This window comes from Paenibacillus sp. N3/727 (assembly GCF_022637315.1).
Classification (GTDB): domain Bacteria; phylum Bacillota; class Bacilli; order Paenibacillales; family Paenibacillaceae; genus Paenibacillus_AQ; species Paenibacillus_AQ uliginis.
This window is the reverse complement of the sequence record NZ_CP093336.1, coordinates 2,497,253-2,515,092: the sequence shown is the minus strand read 5'-3', so window position 1 is coordinate 2,515,092 and position 17,840 is coordinate 2,497,253. Positions and strand designations below refer to the sequence as shown.

Sequence of the window (17,840 nt, the reverse complement as noted above, 5' to 3'; positions counted from 1 at the left end):
ATATATGTTGAACTTTCAAAACAAGCTGTCCGTGACGCCCAGGCTTGCTGCTGAACGATCCGTCGGACAGTGCCGTTAAGCACCATTATTACGAAGAAGCTGCAGTGGAACATGGCGATTAAGTCAAAAGTACCTTGGCTTAGTCTACAACTATATTTTCTGAGTCTAATACTTTAATTGTCAGTCTATAACTTTATTTTCTTTTCACAACAGAGGGGGCGTCCCAGGTCAATAGACCTTTTGGGACACCCCCTTGAATTATCTGCCAATATTCCTGAATTTCTGTGTATACGCTTTGGCGTCCTGCGCAGTACGTACCCGGTTTCTGCTCCATTCCAGCAGAATACGGTCAATGTATCGGAAGTGCACCTTCCCCGCAAACACCGCCTCTTTCAGAGCCATCAGAATGAGCTCGTCAGGATAGCGGTCCTGATCTACCCAGCCGGAGATCGTTTCAAGCTCCATTGGGGACAGCGGCCTGCCAAATTCTTTTTCAAAAATACTAAAAAGATTTCGTTCCTCCTCCACGGGATCGGAATTGGAAGGAGCAGGTTTGTTGAAACGGAAGGTGTCCAAGCCCGCTGAATTATTTCCTTTACGGGAATTGTCGGCAGCTTTCGCTCCTTCTGACTCCCCTTTGCTCTCTTCGCCAAGGCAATGACCGAGCTTCGCGTATAACCCACTTAGGTTATAACGTTCGTACTGTATTCCCCGTTCTTCGTCGACATGCTCGTCAATACCGAGCAGTCCTTCTTTCATCAGCTTCTGCAAGATCATGGCTATCATTTCAGTCGTAGCCCCTGTCACCTGCTGCAGCTCTTCAAGAGAAGGGAAACCTTTGTGCTCCACCTGCTGGAACCCGAGCAAATGGATCAGCAGCATGCATTCACTACTGTTCAAGCCGATCGTACGGTAATATCGAAGCAGTGCATACGGGATTACAGTCATCCCCTGGTTCATACCTGCAGATGCACCGGCTGCCCAGGAGACAAAATCTCCGGTACCGTTCGCTTGATTCATCGGTTTTCTCACCACTTACGGATACAACCGGTACAATGTACGAGGGAATGGAATGGTTTCACGTACATGATCCAGACCGCAGATCCAAGCCACCGTACGCTCCAGTCCAAGACCAAAGCCGGAATGAGGAACCGTTCCGTATTTACGGAGATCCATGTACCACTGATACGTATCCATGGACAGACTATGCTCTTTAAAGCGTTCTTCCAGAAGCTGTGGATCATCGATACGCTGCGAGCCACCAATAATCTCACCATAGCCTTCAGGTGCGATCATGTCAGCACATAGAACCACTTCCGAACGATTCGGATCCGGCTTCATGTAAAATGCCTTAATGCTGGCAGGATAATGTGTAATAAACACAGGTTTTTCGTATTTCTCTGCGATTGCTGTCTCATGTGGTGCACCAAAATCTTCGCCCCAAGGGATATCATGGCCCTCGGATTGCAAGAATTCAATCGCCTCATCATACGTAATGCGCGGGAACGGTGCCTGGATAGCCTCCAGCTTGGAAATATCGCGTCCCACCGCTTCCAGCTCCTGACGGCAGTTCTTCACGACAGATTGCACAACATGGCTAATGAACTGCTCTTGAACACGAAGACTCTCCTCGTGATCCGTAAACGCCATTTCCGGCTCAATCATCCAGAACTCGATCAGGTGACGACGGGTTTTGGATTTTTCTGCACGGAAGGTCGGTCCAAAAGAGTAAACCTTACCGAGCGCCATAGCAGCAGCCTCCATGTAAAGCTGACCGCTTTGCGTCAGGTAAGCATCCTCTTCAAAATATTTCGTATGGAAAAGGTTCGTTGTCCCTTCCGCAGATGTTGGCGTAAGAATCGGCGGATCAACCAGCGTGAATCCGTTCATGTCGAAGAAATCCTGAATCGCACGAATAATTTCAGCACGGATAACCATAATCGCACGCTGTTTCTGCGAACGAAGCCATAAATGGCGGTGATCCATCAAAAAATCGACACCATGTTCTTTCGGAGTAATCGGGTAATTTTCAGTCAGATGAATGATTTCAACACCCGTTACCGTCATTTCATAACCAGATTGGCTGCGGGGCTCTTCACGGATAATACCTGTAACATACAAAGAGCTTTCTTGCGTCAGACTCTTTGCATCATCCCATACCTGCTCCGGCACTTCGCTTTTTACCACGACGCCCTGAATATAGCCCGTCCCGTCACGAAGCTGAAGAAACTGAATTTTCCCGCTGGAACGTTTGTTGTTAATCCATGCGCCAATGGTCACTGTCTCTCCGACGTGCTGGCTGACTTGACGAATCACACATTTCGTGGTCATGCATTAATCTCTCCCTTAACTACTCTTTACTATTTGCCGCTTGCACGATGCGGTGAGTATCTCGTGCGATAACCAATTCCTCGTTGGTTGGGATAACGAGCACTTCCACTTTGGAATTCTTCGTGGAAATACGGCGCGGATCTCCAGAGCGCACCTTGTTTAATTCCTCATCCAGCTCCACACCGAGGAAAGTCAGTTGCTCCAATATTTTCTGGCGCAGTACCACGGAATTTTCACCGACACCGGCTGTGAATACAATAACGTCCACTCCGTTCATAGCTGCCGCGTATGATCCGATATATTTGCGTACACGGTATTCATACATCTCAAATGCGAGTGTAGAGTTAGGCTCGCCCTTCTCCATACCATCCGTAATTTCCCGCATGTCACTGCTGATACCGGAAATCGCAAGCAGTCCGCTGTGCTTGTTCAGCATCGAATTCACTTCGTTAACTGTTAGTTCTTCCTTATTCATCACGTAAGGCACGATGGCAGGATCCAAATCTCCGCTCCGTGTACCCATCATCAAACCTTCCAGCGGCGTCATCCCCATCGATGTATCCATAGAGTTGCCGTTCTGTACTGCAGTTATGGAAGCACCGTTACCAATATGGCAAGTGATGATTTTCAGATCTTCAATCGGACGGGTCAGGAATTCGGCAGCGGTTTGACTCACGTATTCATGGGACGTTCCGTGAGCGCCGTAACGGCGGACTTTATATTTATTATAAAGAACTCTTGGAATAGCGTACAGATAAGATTTTTCCGGCATGGTCTGATGGAATGCCGTATCAAATACAACAACCTGAGGAACACCCGGCATATTCAATTCAGTCGCTTTGATACCCATCATGGATGCAGGGTTATGCAGCGGTGCAAGATCGAACAGACGACGGATTTCTGCTTTAGCCGGACCGTCAACAAGCGCCGACTCTTTGAAGTATTCACCGCCATGTACGACACGGTGGCCTACTGCTTGAATTTCTTCTATCGAAGAAATGACACCATGCTCCTTATGAGTCAGCATACCAAGCACTTTCCGGATTGCCGTTGTATGCTCCAGAATTTCACTCACTTCCGTCACTTCCTGCTTGCCAGTCGGTTTGTGAGTCAGTATGGAGGAATCCATACCAATACGTTCTACAAGACCTTTTGCCAAAACGGATTCATCCGTCATGTTATATAACTGATATTTAAGCGAGGAACTGCCCGCGTTGATTACGAGAATATTCATATCCGGTCACCATCCTTGTCGTACTTGAAAAAGCCTTCTTCCGTCTTCACGCCGAGATGACCGGCACGAACCATCTTTTTCAACACGATGGATGGACGGTATTTAAGCTCGCCAAATTCACGGAACATACGCTCCAAAGCTGCCAATACAGAATCAAGTCCGAAACGGTCAGCCATTTCGAGCGGGCCATACTGGAAGCTGTATCCGATTCTCATTGCATCGTCGATGTCCTCTGCGGAAGCAACACCCTCTTGAAGGAGGTGCAGCGCTTCGTTGATCATAAGACAAATCATACGACTTGATACAAAACCTGGAGATTCGTAAACCATGATTCCTTTTTTATCCGAGATTTCCTCTACAAAACGCTTTGTCTCAGTGAATGTGTTGTCAGAAGTTTTCAGTCCACGGATAATTTCTACCAGATCAACTTTTGAAACTGGATGAATAAAGTGCATACCAATAACCCGCTCAGGGTACATCGTGGAACTTGCAAGCTCCGTCAAGCTAAGCGAGGAGGTGTTACTTGCTAATATAATATTGCTAGGACATACTTGGTCAAGCTGCGCGAACACCTGCTTCTTGGCTTCCAAGTCCTCCGTAATTGTCTCTATCACCATATCGCAGGCACTTAGTTCAGCAAAATGAGTTACTTTTTGAATACGGCCTAGAATAAGTTTCTTCTCCGCTTTCGTAATACCCCATCTCTCGAGCTGCTTGTCGAGACTTGTCTCAATCATTCCGTATGAATATTCCAGTTTCTCGGGGGTTTTCTCTACCAGCATAACGTCGAGTCCTTTGGCTGCCAGCATTTCGGCAATGCCTTGTCCCATCGTCCCGCCGCCAACGACGCCGATTTTTTTGAAGTACATAGTTGTGCTCCACCCTTTCCTTATCTCTATACTCTATTGTACCCGTCTTTGTCGAAAAATACATTTAGAAAGGCACAAAGTATAATAATATCTTAGCACGACGAAAAAGTAAAAAAAAATAACCAGCATAACAATTTATGCTGGTAAAAGGGCATTTTCACGAAATTGACATCTGAATTGCTCTCCTGATAGTATTTCCTCTCTCATCAGGATATCAAGAGAGTTATCGAATATAGCACGACTTTGTTCTAACAAATGTTTCGTTCGGTTCATCAAGTCTTCCAAAATCAGATTATTCTCTCTCATCAGCTCTTCAGTTGTTACCATATTCATGTTAATAATACCCAAAGATGTCAATCCTGACTTCATCATTGTCTCAACAATATTGAGAGACTGCTCAAAGTCATTACTGGAGCCTGTACTGCGTCCGCCGTAATAAATTTCTTCGGCCGCTGCCCCTCCAAGAGCAATCATGATCTGCTCTTCCAGGAACGATTTGGTGTACAGATATTGCTCCTGCTGAGGGTTGTGGCGGACATAACCGAGCGCTTTCCCCCGCGGACTGAGAGCAACCTGCTTCACACTTCCTGGACGAACACGCTCAGCCATAATAGCATGTCCAAGCTCGTGAATCGCCACTCTCTTTTTCTCCTCAATGTTGGACTCACGGTCAGAACGTTCACCCATCATTACCTTATCGATTGCCATAGACAAGTGACGCTGTGAGATAAATTCCTCATTTTCACGCATGGTGTAAATGGCGGCTTCATTCATAACACTTTCAAGCTGGGCACCTGAAAAACCATATGCTTCCTCCGCAATTTTTTCCAAATCAACGTCCGCATCTAGCGGTTTATTACCCGCATGTAGATTTAAGATGTGTGCGCGTCCTTTTTTGTCCGGAAGATCAACTTGAATATGGCGGTCAAATCGTCCAGGGCGAAGAAGTGCGCTATCAAGCATCTCTTTCCGGTTCGTTGCTGCTATAACAAGAATACGCGGTGCATCCGTCGTAAAGATACCGTCCATTTCAGTTAACAACTGGTTCAATGTCTGATCATACTCTCGCTGCTGCCCGCCTTCACGCTTGCCGCCGATCACATCAATCTCATCGATAAAAATAATCGCGCTCTGCTTGTTTTCTTTGGCTGCGCGGGTGCGGGCATCTTTAAACAGGTCCCTGATACGGCCAGCACCGACACCTACATACATTTCAACAAATTCACTGCCCGAAGCAGCAACAAATACCGAGTTTGTGTAATGTGCTGCCGCCTTAGCCATCAGTGTCTTACCTGTTCCCGGAGGCCCTGTCAGCAAAATGCCTTTCAATGGGCGAATTCCGAATTTTTTGATCTCTTCATGACGGATTAGAAAATCAAGCGCCTCACGCAGCTCCTGCTTCGCGTTATCCTGCCCTCCGATTTCTTCAAAGGTCAGCTTTGCCATATTACCCTTTTTCCGTTTACGTTCACCACCTGCACCTACAGCTATTCCGCCCTTCATCTTGGCTATAAAGAGAAGAACTCCTACAAGCATGGCTGCAATAAGGATTGGAACAACATTCATGCCAATGAATGCAAGGAATACGAACAGCACAGGGATGAAGCCAATCAATACTTCCTTGGACCACTTAGGCATGGTTCCACACCTCCATTTTGCCGGGTTGGCGTGGTAGAATTATGAACTTACCTGACTTGCCGTCGGATAAACTTACATATACGTTCTGGTCATCAATTTGAGCGTTTGCTTTCAACGTAGGTGAGTTTTTTGCCAGTTCATCCAAAGATGACTGTATATCGGTGTACTGCTTGTTATCCATCGCTTCGGCTACTGATAACATAGCCTCATCCCACCATTGGTTCAGCTGCTCGGACGAGTGATCTTCCACCTCAAGCTTCAATGTACGTTTACCGACAACCGACTTACCTTCCTTGTTTATATGTTCGACCAGACCCCGTAAATTCGTTTCTGGTTCTAAATCAAGTTTCAAAGTGACTGTATCCTGTTTAATATCTATTTGAGAGCTTATCACACCATCATACTGTGATACCACATTGGCCAGTGGATTCTGAAGAGCCATTTGTCGATACAGAAACCAACCGCCAAAAAGCACCGATGCCGATATAACGACTGTCAGAACGACAGGAACAATGCGTAGTTTCAATGTATTTCCTCCTTGTTATATGATGTATATTATTGATGTATCAAGGTCGATATATCAATATTGCATATATCCACACACACAAATCCGCCTCTTTAATACAAATAAGAGTATATCACATCTTATATACTTTTTTCATTCAAGTCTGTGAAAATATTTAAAACTATTTTATTAATATTTTATGTAAACGCTTACACAAAATCTTGTCATTTAACACTCCACCTTTTGATGGAGTGTTAAATTTTGTTATTGATTGGGTAGAATAATGTCTTCACCGATCTGACTTCCATCCTGAAACCGATAAAACCGGTATTTCGTCTCATTGTTCTGATGGTATGACAGATGCCATGCGTATTCTCCTTCATACATACCTAGAACAAGCCTTTCGATTACCGAACCAGGCAGGTCACTCTTGATCTGATTACGCATTTGAGCTTCCGACATACCACCGCTCAGAGGTTCGCTGTGTACAGCTTTGGCTCCATCCAGTGGTTTATTCTCTTCCGTAAACTTCACCCAAACGATGATATCCTGGTTTTCCGTATCCTTACCGGTAACGACCCAGTAAATGCTGTCTTTATCCCATACCGATTTATAAGTTTTGTCTTTCTTCATCAAACCGCCATATTGCTGAGCCGCCTTGATGGCCGCGTTCTCTTCCGACCATTTACCAGACATTACATTTGAATAATAAATCTGAATAAACAGTAATATGAGCAGAAAACCGGAAATGCTGAGAAGTATCCACTTCGTTTTTTTCTTCAATCTGCGTTCCTCGCTCCCTTGTTATTCCCTAAAGGGTCAACAGCCGCTCGAACGCACTTTGGGCTTCACGGCGAATCTTTTCTTCATCCAATGTAAGGCAAACTCCGTTTTTGACAACCTGCTTACCATTTACCCACACATGCTCCACGTCCTTGGCACTCGCTGAATAAACCGCATGCGAGATAAAGTCCGTATGAGGCAGAAAATGTGCCTGATCGGTATTTAACGCGATAAAGTCCGCTTTCATGCCGGGAGCCAGCGTCCCAACACCGTCTAAGAATAATGATTTCGCTCCGTATTCTGTTCCCATACGAAGTGCTTCAACAGCAGGGACTGCTGTCGGATCGCCACTGACACCCTTATGAATAAGAGCAGCTAGTCTCATTTCCTCAAACATATCCAAATTGTTGTTGCTCGCAGGACCATCAGTACCCAGTGATACGGTAACTCCCGCTTTAAGCAGTTCCGGTACCCGGGCGACACCGCTTGCCAGCTTCAGGTTGCTTCCCGGATTGTGGGATACCGCTACCTTATGAGCCGCCAAAATCTCAATCTCTTCATCCGTTAAATGAACAGCATGCGCAACAAGCGTCGGACGTGTGAAGACGCCAAGTTTTTGAAGATGAGCTACTGGCCGCAACCCGTAATCCCGAACATTCTGCTCGACTTCAGTTACTGTTTCTGACATATGGGTGTGAATTGGCAAATCTAGATCGTAAGCAGTCTGCACAAACTTTTCGATGTAATCCGGAGGACATGTGTAAGGCGCATGAGGCGAAATCATCGTTGTGATACGTCCATCGGCTTTACCGTGCCAGTCCTTCGCAAATGCTGTAGCCTCCTTCAGCTTGTGATTCTGAACATCTGGAGGACACAAACCGATTACACCGCGAGTAAGTACCCCACGCATACCGGACTGCTCAGTCACGGCTGCTACCTGATCCATATGATCATACATATCGAGGAAGGTCGTCGTGCCGCCTTTCAGCATTTCGATCACAGACAGCGAGGTACCCCAATATACATCATCAGCTGTAAACTTCGCTTCCATCGGCCACATTTTCTCCTGCAGCCATACCTGAAGTGCCAGATCATCCCCGTACCCACGAAGAAGCGACATAGCCGTATGACCATGCGTATTCATAAGACCAGGCATGAAAAACAGATGTGTGCCGTCGATAATCTCCGTATTTTCCTCAACCTTCGGTTGTTCTTCACCGATATAGGTAATGAGATCGTCTTCGATGACCATATATCCGCGCAGAACCGGCTTTTCGTTCTGAAGCACAGCAAAGGTTCCGTTTTTAATCATCCATTTACGCTTCGTCATGATCGGCATCTTCCTTTCCGTTATCCAAATAATAAGCCAGACTCTGCAAATCCGTCGTGAAGTCAGCTGTATGAATCCGGATGTGCGGAGGAGCTTTCAAGATCGTTGGCGCAAAATTCAGAATCGCTTCAATACCGGATGAGATCAGTTTATCCGCCACATCTTGTGCTTCGACATCAGGAACGGTAATAATCCCGATCCGGATTCCGAACTCCTTAATAGTCGCCGTCAATTCTTCCATCGACTGAACGACTAAATTGTTGATTTTAGTGCCGACTTTGGGAGTATATGCATCGAATATAGCTACAATCTTCATATTATCTTTCAAAAAAGCGTTGTAATTGGAAAGGGCGTGTCCAAGATTACCAGCACCCACAAGCACTACATTAATTTGCTGGTCCAGTTTAAGAATATGACGGATTTTCTCGATCAAATAAGAGACGTCATAACCTATCCCTTTTCTGCCAAAATCTCCAAAATAGGCAAGATCCTTGCGGATTTGCGCCGGATTTAGGTCGAGCTTCTGTCCAAGCTCCTGTGAGGACACCGTCGCAACCTCACGAAGATGAAGTTCGTTCAGATAGCGTAAATATACGGGCAGTCTGCGAACCACGGCCTCCGAAATTTTATCCGATTTCATGCATGCTCCCCCTAATGATAAACTCAAAATAAATAACTTAAATTCTTATTGTATCGCCTCGTCCCCATGAAGCCATTCCGCAATGCGGGGAACCATCTGCTCTGTCCGCATATGTTCCATTTTCGGGCCAGGCAGTGAATATAAAAAGTATTTTCCGTAATAAGATTCAATCACACGGGTATCATAAACAATCACAATACCCTTGTCTTGAGCTGTTCGCACAAGACGCCCGAAACCCTGCTTAAAGCGAATAACCGCTTGAGGTACGGATAGTTTCATGAACGGATTTTTCTTCTGCTGCTGCAGTAGCTCGCTCTTCGCTTCGACAAGGGGATGGTTAGGCGGTTGAAACGGTAGCCTTACGATAGCCAGGCATGTCAGCGCTTCTCCCGGAATATCGACCCCTTCCCAGAATGAGCTTGTCCCAAGCAGCACCGATGCGCTGCTGTCCTGAAACCTTCGGATCAGCTTGGTTCGGCTTGATCCATCCATCCCTTGTCCTAGTACGGATATATCACTGGATGACAGAACTTCCTTGAGCGGATCATACACCTGGCGCAGCATACGGTACGAGGTAAACAGCACCAACATTCGTCCATGAGTCGCTTTAGCGGCATCTGCAAGTGATTGAACGAGTGTACTCACAAAGTTCTGATCTCCCATGGTCCCCTTAACGCTTGGGAAGTCCCTTGGAATTAATAACAATGCTTGCTCACGGTAATTAAACGGTGACGGAAGCTGCACGGTATTCAGCTGCCCCTGATCTGAAGCATCCTGCAGCCCAAGATTATCGATCATATACTGAAACGATTTATCTACAGATAGAGTTGCAGAAGTGAGGATGATACTTCTTTTTTTATCGAAGAACAGCTCTTTCAACTGCCCGCTCACATCAACTGGCACAGCAAACATCTGCAGCGATTTACTGCGGAAATTACCGTTCGCCTCCATCCAGTAAACCACGCCTTCATCGTTCAGAGTCATGAAAAATTTCAGATTCTCCCGGTGCGCAGCCAAGTCCTTAAAGAGGCCGTTAATATCCGTAATTAAACTATCTGCTCCATAATCATTCAGTTCTTCCCGAACTTCAGATGTTAGCATATCTCCTTTGCGAACGACGTCTCCCAAGGTGACGTGAATCTGATTCTCTAACTCCGTTAAGCTTTCCCAGTCTTTTGGCTTCTTGGATGGTGACAGTCGAAGCGTAAATTGTCCTGCATCCCCCGCAGAAGCATCTCCGCGTTCAGGAAGAAGTCCGAACAGAAGGTCACTGAGCCGGTCCCAGCTCTCCTTGACAGTAATTAGATCAGGGTATAGCCGGTCAATGACTACTGTCCATTCCCCCGCCTTTTCGTGCGCCGACGTTTGAAGCAGTTGACGGAGTGCTGGCAACTGTCCATTCCGGCTGTCCTTGTAGAGACGTGTAAGTGTGTGTATCACCGTAAAATACTTCATATGGAGCCCGAGATGCTTCCCCGCCACATCTTCCAAGTGATGAGCCTCATCAATGACCAACCGCTCATACGACGGCAACAGCTGATGATTCGCTTTTACATCGGTAAACAATTTGGAATGGTTCGTAATAACCACATCCGCAATACCCGCTTCATGCTTCGCACGGTGGTAGAAACACTTTCGGAACCATGGGCAAGCCCGTCCCAAGCAAGAATCGGAATCGCTAGATACCGTTTCCCAGAAGTCCCCACCGCGTCCACCAAGGTTCAGTTCCTCATCATCCCCGGTTTCTGTCTGTGTCAGCCATATGATCATTTGGGCTGCAATGATGATATCCTCTTTAGGTGTGTTGAAATCTCTTCTATTTATTTTATGTTCAAATTTTCTCAAACACAAATAATGCTGTCTCCCTTTGAAGACGGCGGCTTTAAATGGAAACGGGACTATCTTAGTGAGTAGCGGGATATCCCGTTCACGAAGCTGTTCCTGAAGGTTGATTGTATGCGTGCTGACCATTACCTTCTGTTCCTGTTTCACACTTTGGTATATGGAAGGTAGCAAGTATCCAAGTGATTTCCCTGTACCGGTCCCAGCCTCAATCAGGAGATGCTTGTCATCCTCTAGTGCCTTCATGACCTCCTCGAACATAATGTCCTGGGCATCCCGACTTTCATATTGAGGAAGTATCTCACGTAAATTATTACGTACCTGGCTCATATACTGCTCAAAGGATAGCTCGGCTAGCGGATTAACCTCTTCTTCATCTCGTGCAGGTGTCATATCGGTCCAGTCCTCGATCGCCAGAGCAAATTGACGAAAATACGTGTAGTTGTCCGGATCCTGAATCGCCTGATTTTCCTTATCAGCCCGCATTCCATCGAAGAACCAGCTCAAATCACTGTCCTCAACCGCAAAAAGATCGCTCAAACGCTGTATCGTAAGCAGCGGAAGCTGATCAAGCTCTTCCAGACATTTCAGCAGCGCATAGGCGGTAGCAAGCGCATCGCTGTCCGCTTGGTGTGGGCGGTCATGCTCCAGGCCGAAATAGGAGGACACCATCCCCAGCTGATACGATGTCAGTGATGGAAAGCATATTTTCAAAAAATGTATCGTATCGAGTATCCGCCCGCTGAAAGGTAAATAACCGCAACGGTCGAGTGCATTTTGCAAAAAATTAAAATCAAAGGCTACATTATGCCCCACAAGTACAACATCATCGAGCATAGGTACCAGTTCCATCATCATCTCCTCAAGGGAGGGTGCTTCAGCTACATCTTGATCCGAAATACCTGTCAAACCTGTAATAAACGGTGGAATCGGAATCCCGGGATTGACATAAGAGCCGTACACTCGGGAAATGCTGCGATCTTCATCGATGATGGCCAGCCCCACTTGAATGATTTCATCGGCTGACTGGTTGCCCGTAGTTTCAAAATCCAATACGGCAAATTTCATGTTCGTATAAATCCCTTTCATTCCAGTCTAAATAACAGCATAACAGATGTAACGCCGTTTGAACATTATGGACATAAAAAAGACGATGCCACAGACTCGGCGCTTCGAGCGGGCATCGCTTCTACAGACTGATATTCATAACAACGAAATCAATTGACTCCCATACTGCAGTTCCCCGCGATTCTTGTGGCAAACCTCCAGATTAATCAGCGGATCGGGAAGAGTCGGGTCACTCTGTATCGCAAGCGTGAAATAATCCCGAGCTTTGTCTGTTCGTCCGTTAATGACCTGTATGCAGCCTAGAGCGTTATAAATCATGGCCTGTAATCTCTTGTCATCCGCCAGCGGGAGAATCGACAGCAGATAACCTGAAGCCTCCACCGTCTCACCCAAATGCAGATGAGCCATGGCCGTATAGAGCCGTATCAGCAAGCTTTCCGGATATATGGCAGCAGCAACCGTAAATTGGGTCAGAGCAGGTCTGAACATAAGGAGTTTGTAGTATCCTTGGCCGCGTATGAAAGCATCCAGCTGCATTTCCGGTGATTCGGTCGGCGGAAAAACCGGTGATGAAGCTGCACTCTCACGGAAAATAGCCATCTTCTCTTCAAACCGAAGCCATTCATCAATGATACCTTCACTCATACTCTTCAACATATTCCAGTTATGAATCAGCGCCTGTTTCTTGGGACCATGTGCAGAAGGGTAATGCTTCACAATTTCATCTAACATGTCGTTCATTTCGTCGAATACATGTTGAAACATGGAGTGCATCCCACCCTTAGAAAAAATGAGATCAGTTCGTCGACCTGAGTTCATTTTTTGTTAAAGCTGATGTTTTCATTCCCGAAACAAGCGTTACATTTTGGAGTGAACGACTTTATCGAATCGTTGCATGAATCTCACGGTGCTCGGTAATAATCGGCTTGTTGCCGCCGTCTACAATAACAACTGTCGGTTTATGGTTCTCATATTCCTCTTTTGACATCATCGCATAAGAAATAATAATGACATTGTCACCTGGTTGAACCAGTCGTGCAGCCGCACCGTTCAGGCAGATCACACCACTTCCGCGCTGGCCTGTAATGACATACGTTTCAAGACGCGCACCGTTATTATTGTTCACAATCTGTACTTTTTCATTCTCAAGCAGATCAGCGGCTTCCATTAAATCCTCGTCAATGGTAATGCTGCCAACATAATTAAGATTGGCTTCAGTTACGGTTGCACGGTGAATTTTAGATTTCATCATTGTTCTAAACATGAGGATTACCCTCTTTCGTTTGGAATAGTGCATTATCGATTAAGCGGGTCTTGCCAAAACGAACAGCAAGCGCCAGTATACAGTCATTACCTGTTTCGGCAAGCCTTGCTTCATTATCAATCGGCATCAGTTCAGGAAATGTAAGTACCTCAGCATAATCTATCTTCGCCATCGGCGCCCCGGAGATAACCTCCGTGAGCAATCTGCGTACCTCACCAGCAGTAGCTGTGACTCCGTTCTCCAGTTGTTCCAAAGCTATATTCAGTGATCTGGATAACACCAACGCCTGTTCCCTTTCTTCTGCATTTAGATACACGTTGCGGGAACTGAGGGCGAGGCCATCCTCCTCCCGGACTATCGGGCACGGTACGATGGTGACGTCCATATTCAAGTCACGGACCATCTGTTCAAGTACGGCAACCTGCTGTGCATCCTTCATCCCGAAAAAGGCAAAATCAGGTTTCACGATATTAAAGAGCTTATTCACGACGGTTGTCACACCATCAAAATGTCCAGGACGAGATGCCCCACACAAGAGAGAAGTCAGCTCAGATACCGCCACTTTCGTTTTTATCGGCTGAGGGTACATTTCTTGTACCTCCGGTATAAAGACAATGTCTACCCCTTTAGATTCAGCGACAGCGAGGTCTCTCTTCTCATCTCTTGGGTAAGTTTCAAAGTCTTCACCTGGCCCAAACTGGATTGGGTTTACAAAAATACTCAGCACAACGGTACCCGTCATTCCACGAGCTCGCTGCATCAGACTGCCATGGCCCTCGTGGAGAAATCCCATGGTCGGAATAAGCCCCACAGGGCCTGAAACCGTGCTGCGGCGATGTCTAATTTCTACACGCAGCTCCTCAATCGTCCGAATTACTTTCATCTTGAAGTCACCTTTTCTTTTTCGTTTCCATAAAGGGATGAGGATGGCTTATGCGTACCCTGAGCTGAAAAGACATGCTCCTCAGCAGGAAAAGAGCGCTCCTTCACTTCCTTTACATATTGAGAAATGCCTTCACGAATCAGCGTGCCGACATCTGCATATGTTTTGACAAATCTTTTTTCTCTATAGGAAGAAGTATATTTAAGCACATCATGGTATACAAGCACTTGACCGTCACAATAACGGCCTGCTCCGATACCTATAGTTGGAATGGACAACGCCTTACTAATATCAGCAGTCGCTTCCTCAGTTACCAGCTCTAGCACTACGGCAAAAGCTCCAGCGGCTTCCAACGCCTTGGCATCATTCATCAGTCGTTCGGCATCAGCAGTGTCCTTGCCTTGAACTCGATATCCCCCAATTTGGTTTACTGACTGCGGAGTAAGTCCAATATGTCCTAGAACAGGTACGCCAGCCTGTACGATTCGCTTGACAGTATCAGCAATCTCGGCACCGCCTTCCATCTTAACCGCATGGGCGTGGCCCTCTTGCATTAATCGGCGAACATTTCGAAGTGTCTCATCCAAACTGCCATGATAGGTCATAAACGGCAGATCCGCAACGATAAACGTATCCTCTGCTCCGCGTGCAACCGCACGAGTGTGATAAACCATATCATCGATCGTAACGGGAATGGTTGAGTTAAATCCCAAGACGACATTGCCTAAGGAATCACCGACCAAAATCATATCAACTCCAGCTTCTTCAGCGAGCTGAGCGGAAGGGTAATCGTATGCGGTCAGCATACTGATTGGTACGCCCTCACTTTTCATTTTTTTCATTTTAACAATGTTTAATGGTTGTTTGCCTGGCATGTGACACAAGCCCCTTTCACTTAGTGTATAACACAACAAAAAAACCTTTTAGCAAAAGTACGCTAAAAAGTCCGAAAGGCAAAAAAGAGTCACTCGCGATCGTCCCTTCTGTCTCGGTCCTTTCGGCTCAGAGCAGAATCCAACGTAACCGGCAAAAGCAGTTATGAAGGTGTTCCTTAAAGTTCAATTCTGTCCCCAGAGTGCAGTTCTTCCCGTAGAAGATACCGCCTCTGAACACAGTATAACAAATCTTTTTATTTTTTTCACCTTGTTTCATTTACTTCAGCAGCTTAATATCACCTGAAAAAACAGGAATCAATTCCCCGTCCCCATTTCTTACAAGTAATGCTCCAGAAGGATGTAAACCAGCAGCCGTTCCGTTCATTACGCCCCTTGAAGATTGGACTCTGACTTCACGGTTCATCGTAACGGAAGATGCTTCCCACAGCGATGCGATGGGCTCAAAGCCTTGCTCGTTATATAGTCCGTATAGAGACTCCATTTCATTCAGAATCGAACAGATCAATTCATTTCGGTTAATATTATGACCAGAGACCATACGAAGCGACGTCGCAATCGTCTTCAACTCATCCGGGTAATCCTCTTCCTTAAGATTTACGCTGATGCCAATTCCTGCAATACAGTATCTGACAACGTCATCCTCGGTGGCGGACTCCAGCAGAATTCCGCATATCTTCTTGCCGTCAATGAGCAGGTCATTCGGCCACTTGATTCCGGCTTCCAGACCTGTTGTCTTATGGATTGCTCTACGGACAGCAACACCCGCTAACAGCGTCAATTGCTGCGTCAGATGGAGCGGCTGTGTCGGGCGCAAGATTAAGCTCATCCATATTCCTTTGCCGAATGGTGAATAAAACTTCTTCCCCATACGTCCTCGCCCACCGGTCTGTTCCTCAGCAATAACCAGCGTTCCCTCAGGAGCACCCTCCTCGGCAAGTCGGCGAGCATCTTCTTGAGTAGACGTAGTTGACCGTAGAATTTCGATCTGATGACCAAATGAACGGTTGGTCAAACATGCTGACAACACAGCCGGATCAAGTGGTTCCGGCTTCTCTGTCATTCGATATCCCAGACGCGGCAACGCCTCAAATTCATAACCAGCACTTCGAAGCTTATTAATCTGTTTCCACACAGCTGTCCGGCTGATGTTTAAGCGCCTGCTGATTTCCTCACCGGACAGAAACTGTCCGGACTGCTCCAGAAATATATCCAGCAGCGTTAACGTCTCATTCTTCTTCATGGTTCATCACCCGCTTTGCTTCTTCAATCAAATTGTCTTTGTCATTGGGAAGAAAACCGGCAGCTGTCTTTACAAGCAGCTGCTGCAGCACCTTCCCCATCCATGGACCACCGCGACGCTCTAATGCTTGCAGAAGCTCAGTACCCGTTACTTGCAGATCCTTCAGACTTCTAACGTTCATCGCATTCAGCCAATGGCGGGCTTGTTCAACAGATACATCTGCGTTGATCTGTTGCCCGGCTCTTTGCACAGCCTCCTGCATACAGAGCCATTGTTCAGCGATTTCTGTACCAAGCTCAAGTACCAGGTTTATCCATAATTGACGGTCCGAATCCGGCTCAATACCTCTAACATCATTGAACCAGCGCTCCTGAAATTTAAGCAATCCAAGAATCGTTTCCCTCCGTCTATTAGAAAAGGTCCACTCTCGCAACAGCTTGTCCGCCTCATCAACCAAGATTCCGCATCCGTGAATGAGCAGCGCCCAGCGAATGTCCAGATCGGAGGATTGAACTTCAGGGATGGCACCTATTATATTGGGGTCATGCTTTTCAAAAGGAAAAGGAACCTTCATTGAAGCATATAGGCCGCTTTGTTTGATCAGTTCCAGTCCCCTTAAAGGGTTCGGCCCTGACATCATTTTATCCAGCTCGCTGCGGATACGTTCCATCGCAATCCATGATAATGTTTCCCGGTCTGCCAAGATTCCCTTCCAGGTATCCTTCGCTATGGAGAAACCGAAAACAGACGCAAAACGGATACAGCGAATCATCCGCAAAGCATCTTCACGAAAACGAACTCTCGCGTCGCCGACACAGCGGATTATCCGCAGATCAATATCTTTTCTTCCGCCAAACGGATCAACCCATATCCCGTCGATTCCAAGAGCCATGGCATTCATGGTAAAATCCCGCCGCCTTAAATCCTCTTCTACCTCACTTACAAAAAAAACCTGGGTAGGTCGGCGATGGTCTTCATAACCGCTTTCAATACGATAGGTTGTCACCTCGAAGGACTGTCCCTTCTCAATAACAGTAACCGTTCCGTGTTTTATTCCGGTAGGCACTACCCGGGGGAATAGCGCACTTGTCGTCTCGGGGAGAGCGGAGGTTGTAATATCCATGTCGCTTACCTTCCGACACATATACTCATCCCGAACGCAGCCTCCGACCCAATACGCCTCATATCCATGATCATTTAGCGTACGAATCACTTTAGCACTGCCGGCTGCCATGTCAGAGTCGGCGTGCTGCCACACAATACTTTGGTGCTGTTCAGCCATCATTCTCCCGTTCCTTCTATCCGAAAAACGGACGA

General features: G+C 46.6%; 16 protein-coding genes. All 16 read right to left on the bottom strand.

Features of this window, described 5'->3' with window-relative positions; translation table 11 throughout:
• Positions 1-258: 258 nt before the first annotated feature.
• The 16 genes from MNQ98_RS11350 to MNQ98_RS11275 all read right to left on the bottom strand — a co-directional run bounded on the left by MNQ98_RS11350 (position 259) and on the right by MNQ98_RS11275 (position 17,808).
• On the bottom strand, positions 259-1,020 hold the full coding sequence (locus MNQ98_RS11350; RefSeq protein ID WP_241933259.1) for a DnaD domain-containing protein: 762 nt from the start codon (positions 1,018-1,020) through the stop codon (positions 259-261).
• A 15-nt stretch (positions 1,021-1,035) separates the two neighbouring features.
• Positions 1,036-2,331: an asparagine--tRNA ligase gene (asnS, locus tag MNQ98_RS11345; RefSeq protein WP_241933258.1), complete on the bottom strand. Its 1,296-nt coding sequence runs from the start codon at positions 2,329-2,331 to the stop codon at positions 1,036-1,038.
• A gap of 19 nt (positions 2,332-2,350) precedes the next feature.
• Complete coding sequence (locus MNQ98_RS11340) at positions 2,351-3,565, bottom strand: acetate/propionate family kinase (RefSeq protein ID WP_241933257.1); 1,215 nt, start codon at positions 3,563-3,565, stop codon at positions 2,351-2,353.
• The gene (locus MNQ98_RS11335; RefSeq protein WP_241933256.1) at positions 3,562-4,434 is read right to left on the bottom strand and encodes a 3-hydroxyacyl-CoA dehydrogenase family protein; all 873 of its coding nucleotides are present in this window, start codon (positions 4,432-4,434) and stop codon (positions 3,562-3,564) included. The genes MNQ98_RS11340 and MNQ98_RS11335 overlap by 4 nt, the downstream gene beginning before the upstream one ends.
• 135 nt (positions 4,435-4,569) lie before the next feature.
• A complete protein-coding gene (locus MNQ98_RS11330; RefSeq protein ID WP_241933255.1) occupies positions 4,570-6,072 on the bottom strand; it encodes an AAA family ATPase in 1,503 nt (500 codons plus the stop codon).
• Complete coding sequence (locus MNQ98_RS11325) at positions 6,065-6,598, bottom strand: hypothetical protein (RefSeq protein ID WP_241933254.1); 534 nt, start codon at positions 6,596-6,598, stop codon at positions 6,065-6,067. The genes MNQ98_RS11330 and MNQ98_RS11325 overlap by 8 nt, the downstream gene beginning before the upstream one ends.
• A gap of 243 nt (positions 6,599-6,841) precedes the next feature.
• Positions 6,842-7,360 (bottom strand): cell wall elongation regulator TseB-like domain-containing protein, encoded by a 519-nt coding sequence (locus MNQ98_RS11320; protein ID WP_241933253.1) that lies wholly within the window; start codon positions 7,358-7,360, stop codon positions 6,842-6,844.
• Positions 7,361-7,388: 28 nt separating this feature from the next.
• The gene (locus MNQ98_RS11315) at positions 7,389-8,690 is read right to left on the bottom strand and encodes an amidohydrolase (RefSeq protein ID WP_241933252.1); all 1,302 of its coding nucleotides are present in this window, start codon (positions 8,688-8,690) and stop codon (positions 7,389-7,391) included.
• Positions 8,677-9,330, bottom strand: coding sequence for a redox-sensing transcriptional repressor Rex (locus tag MNQ98_RS11310; protein ID WP_208914512.1), 654 nt, complete (start codon positions 9,328-9,330; stop codon positions 8,677-8,679). The genes MNQ98_RS11315 and MNQ98_RS11310 overlap by 14 nt, the downstream gene beginning before the upstream one ends.
• 45 nt (positions 9,331-9,375) lie before the next feature.
• Positions 9,376-12,240: an ATP-dependent DNA helicase DinG gene (gene dinG, locus MNQ98_RS11305; RefSeq protein WP_241933251.1), complete on the bottom strand. Its 2,865-nt coding sequence runs from the start codon at positions 12,238-12,240 to the stop codon at positions 9,376-9,378.
• A gap of 135 nt (positions 12,241-12,375) precedes the next feature.
• Positions 12,376-13,005 carry a tetratricopeptide repeat protein gene (locus MNQ98_RS11300; protein WP_241933250.1) on the bottom strand — a complete coding sequence of 210 codons (630 nt, stop codon included), beginning with the start codon at positions 13,003-13,005 and terminating at the stop codon, positions 12,376-12,378.
• A gap of 115 nt (positions 13,006-13,120) precedes the next feature.
• A complete protein-coding gene (gene panD, locus MNQ98_RS11295) occupies positions 13,121-13,504 on the bottom strand; it encodes an aspartate 1-decarboxylase (protein ID WP_241933249.1) in 384 nt (127 codons plus the stop codon).
• Positions 13,497-14,387: a pantoate--beta-alanine ligase gene (gene panC, locus MNQ98_RS11290; RefSeq protein ID WP_241933248.1), complete on the bottom strand. Its 891-nt coding sequence runs from the start codon at positions 14,385-14,387 to the stop codon at positions 13,497-13,499. Before panC ends, panD begins: the two co-directional genes overlap by 8 nt.
• Positions 14,384-15,262, bottom strand: a complete 879-nt coding sequence (gene panB / locus MNQ98_RS11285; protein WP_241933247.1) for a 3-methyl-2-oxobutanoate hydroxymethyltransferase — start codon at positions 15,260-15,262, stop codon at positions 14,384-14,386. Before panB ends, panC begins: the two co-directional genes overlap by 4 nt.
• Before the next feature lie 277 nt (positions 15,263-15,539).
• Entirely contained in the window at positions 15,540-16,523 is a 984-nt protein-coding gene (locus MNQ98_RS11280) for a biotin--[acetyl-CoA-carboxylase] ligase (protein WP_241933246.1), read from the bottom strand.
• Complete coding sequence (locus MNQ98_RS11275) at positions 16,510-17,808, bottom strand: CCA tRNA nucleotidyltransferase (protein WP_347272249.1); 1,299 nt, start codon at positions 17,806-17,808, stop codon at positions 16,510-16,512. The genes MNQ98_RS11280 and MNQ98_RS11275 overlap by 14 nt, the downstream gene beginning before the upstream one ends.
• Positions 17,809-17,840: the final 32 nt, after the last annotated feature.

Excerpts from the sequence above, each read along its gene's own strand:
- MNQ98_RS11350 (WP_241933259.1), bottom strand. The coding sequence starts at position 1,020 with ATGAATCAAGCGAACGGTACCGGAGATTTTGTCTCCTGGGCAGCCGGT.
- asnS (WP_241933258.1), bottom strand. The coding sequence starts at position 2,331 with ATGACCACGAAATGTGTGATTCGTCAAGTCAGCCAGCACGTCGGAGAG.
- MNQ98_RS11340 (WP_241933257.1), bottom strand. The coding sequence starts at position 3,565 with ATGAATATTCTCGTAATCAACGCGGGCAGTTCCTCGCTTAAATATCAG.
- MNQ98_RS11335 (WP_241933256.1), bottom strand. The coding sequence starts at position 4,434 with ATGTACTTCAAAAAAATCGGCGTCGTTGGCGGCGGGACGATGGGACAA.
- MNQ98_RS11330 (WP_241933255.1), bottom strand. The coding sequence starts at position 6,072 with ATGCCTAAGTGGTCCAAGGAAGTATTGATTGGCTTCATCCCTGTGCTG.
- MNQ98_RS11315 (WP_241933252.1), bottom strand. The coding sequence starts at position 8,690 with ATGACGAAGCGTAAATGGATGATTAAAAACGGAACCTTTGCTGTGCTT.
- MNQ98_RS11310 (WP_208914512.1), bottom strand. The coding sequence starts at position 9,330 with ATGAAATCGGATAAAATTTCGGAGGCCGTGGTTCGCAGACTGCCCGTA.
- dinG (WP_241933251.1), bottom strand. The coding sequence starts at position 12,240 with ATGAAATTTGCCGTATTGGATTTTGAAACTACGGGCAACCAGTCAGCC.
- MNQ98_RS11300 (WP_241933250.1), bottom strand. The coding sequence starts at position 13,005 with ATGTTTCAACATGTATTCGACGAAATGAACGACATGTTAGATGAAATT.
- panD (WP_241933249.1), bottom strand. The coding sequence starts at position 13,504 with ATGTTTAGAACAATGATGAAATCTAAAATTCACCGTGCAACCGTAACT.
- panC (WP_241933248.1), bottom strand. The coding sequence starts at position 14,387 with ATGAAAGTAATTCGGACGATTGAGGAGCTGCGTGTAGAAATTAGACAT.
- panB (WP_241933247.1), bottom strand. The coding sequence starts at position 15,262 with ATGCCAGGCAAACAACCATTAAACATTGTTAAAATGAAAAAAATGAAA.
- MNQ98_RS11280 (WP_241933246.1), bottom strand. The coding sequence starts at position 16,523 with ATGAAGAAGAATGAGACGTTAACGCTGCTGGATATATTTCTGGAGCAG.
- MNQ98_RS11275 (WP_347272249.1), bottom strand. The coding sequence starts at position 17,808 with ATGATGGCTGAACAGCACCAAAGTATTGTGTGGCAGCACGCCGACTCT.